This window comes from Deltaproteobacteria bacterium (assembly GCA_009930495.1).
In the GTDB taxonomy this organism is placed as follows: domain Bacteria; phylum Desulfobacterota; class Desulfovibrionia; order Desulfovibrionales; family Desulfomicrobiaceae; genus Desulfomicrobium.
In genome coordinates this window covers 1-1,902 of the sequence record RZYB01000326.1, presented here as the reverse complement: position 1 = coordinate 1,902, position 1,902 = coordinate 1, and the positions used below count along the sequence as shown (strand labels likewise).

Below are 1,902 nucleotides of genomic sequence, written 5' to 3'. Positions count from 1 at the left end.
TCACCCCCGCGCCAACTGCCCCAGCCTCTTGAGTGACCTCCGGACCTCTTCATCCATGACCAGCCCGCAATTCAGGCGTACGAAGCGCTCGAAGCGGTCTGTCATGCCGAAAAGCATGCCTGGCGAGATGCCGATGCCTTCTGCTGCCGCGCGGTGGTAGAGGGTCGTGCCGGTGGCCGCGTCTTCGGGCAGTTCCACCCAGAGCATGAAGCCGCCGCGCGGGTGCGTGGCCCTGGTTCCGGGTGGAAAGTATTGGGCCACGGCGGCGCGCATGGCGTCGACCTGTTCCCGCAAGGCGCGGTTCAGGCGTAGCAGATGTCGTTCGTACAAGCCTTTCTCCAGATACTCGGCCACGGCCAGTTCCACGGGCGTGACCGAGGCAAAGGTGGTCATGGCCTTGAGTTCCAGCATCCGACCACCCAATCCCTGCCCCGGAAGCAGGTAGCCCGTGCGGTAGCCGGGGGCCAGTGCCTTGGAAAACGAGGACACCAGCGTGACCACGCCGTGGCGGTCAAAGGCCTTGCACGCGGGAGGGCGCGCGCCCTGAAAGGTGATGTCGCCGTACACGTCGTCCTCGATGAGCGGCACGTTTCTGGCCGTCAGTATTTCGACCAGGGCGCGCTTGTCGTCGGCGGCCATCAGACTGCCGTCCGGGTTGTTCCAGGTCGGGGAGAGCACGCAGGCCGCGATGGAAAAACGGTCCAGGGCGGCAGTCAGCTCGTGCAGACTGATGCCGGTGGCCGGGTGGCTTGGGATTTCGACCACCCGCAGGCCCAGCACTTCGATCATCTGCAAAAAGAAATGGTACGTCGGCGCGGCGATGAGCACGGTGTCGCCCGGATGGGTCAGCACGCGCAGGGCCATGGACAGAGCCTCGGTGGCGCCACAGGTGGTGATCAGCTCCTCGGGCGCGGCGCTGACTCCGGCCAGGGCCAGCCGCCGGGCGATCTGGCGGCGCAGTTCCGGACATCCGGCCACCTGCCCGTAGTTGGCGCTGCGGGTGGGCTGCCGCCTGAGCACCGAGGCCAGGACGCGGCCCATGTCCTTGTCCGGCAGAAGTTCCGGACTGACCTGGGCCAGCCCCAGGGGCAGGATGCCCTCGCGGCCCATGACGTCCATGGCCCGGCGGATCAGTTCGCCCCTGCGCACCACGTGCACGGCGGGTTCCTCGCTTTGGGGCGTTCCGGCGGAGGGCAGGTTGTCCGGTTGACGGCGCACGAAATAGCCCGAGCGCGGCCGGGCCTCCAGCACTCCGCGCTGTTCCAGAATGGCATAGGCCTGGGTGGCCGTGGTCAGGGACACGCCCGTGCTTTGCGCGGTTTCACGCAGGGACGGTGCCTTTGTCCCAGGGGCCAGCGCGCCGGACTCGATCAGGGCAACAATGCGCTGCTCCACGATTTGATAGCGCAGGGGTTCTGCCGGACCTCGATATCCTGCCATGGGTTTTCCTCATCTGTATTGATAAAAAAGATAAAAACTGTCGCTGTCATCATGACAGAACGCGGCGCAGATTCCAAGCCTGTCTGGGCTCTCGACCTGGCGCGGTCCGCGAGCCTGTTTTTCGTCACTGTCACACAGCGCGGTTTGCATGCCCGCGCCGCGCGCAAACCGATCAAGGAGTCTTCAATGCACGTTCAATCCACGATGACCGGCCGGGACATGGCCCTGGCTCTGGCCGTGGTTCTGGTCTGGGCCCTCAACTTTCTGGTCATTCGGCTGGGGTTGCAGGATCTGCCGCCGCTTTTTTTCGCGGGGCTGCGCTTCACCATCACCGCCTTTCCGGCCGTTTTCCTCTTTGGGCGTAACGGCATGCCCTGGCGGCTCATTCTCGGGGCCGGGGCCTGCATTGGCGTGGGGTATTTTTCCCTGCTCTTCGTGGGCATGAAGCTGGGCATGCCGCCG

At 65.3% G+C, this 1,902-nt stretch carries 2 protein-coding genes; one reads left to right on the top strand and one right to left on the bottom strand.

Annotated features, from left to right (window positions below; translation table 11 throughout):
- The gene (locus EOL86_14325) at positions 1-1,440 is read right to left on the bottom strand and encodes a PLP-dependent aminotransferase family protein (protein NCD26748.1); all 1,440 of its coding nucleotides are present in this window, start codon (positions 1,438-1,440) and stop codon (positions 1-3) included.
- 186 nt (positions 1,441-1,626) lie between these two features.
- On the opposite strand from EOL86_14325, the gene EOL86_14320 reads away from it, so the two are divergent.
- On the top strand, positions 1,627-1,902 hold a 276-nt coding region (locus tag EOL86_14320; GenBank protein NCD26747.1), incomplete at its 3' end, for a hypothetical protein.

Bases quoted from the DNA above. Each gene is read 5' to 3' on its own strand.
- EOL86_14325 (NCD26748.1), bottom strand. From the start codon at position 1,440: ATGGCAGGATATCGAGGTCCGGCAGAACCCCTGCGCTATCAAATCGTG.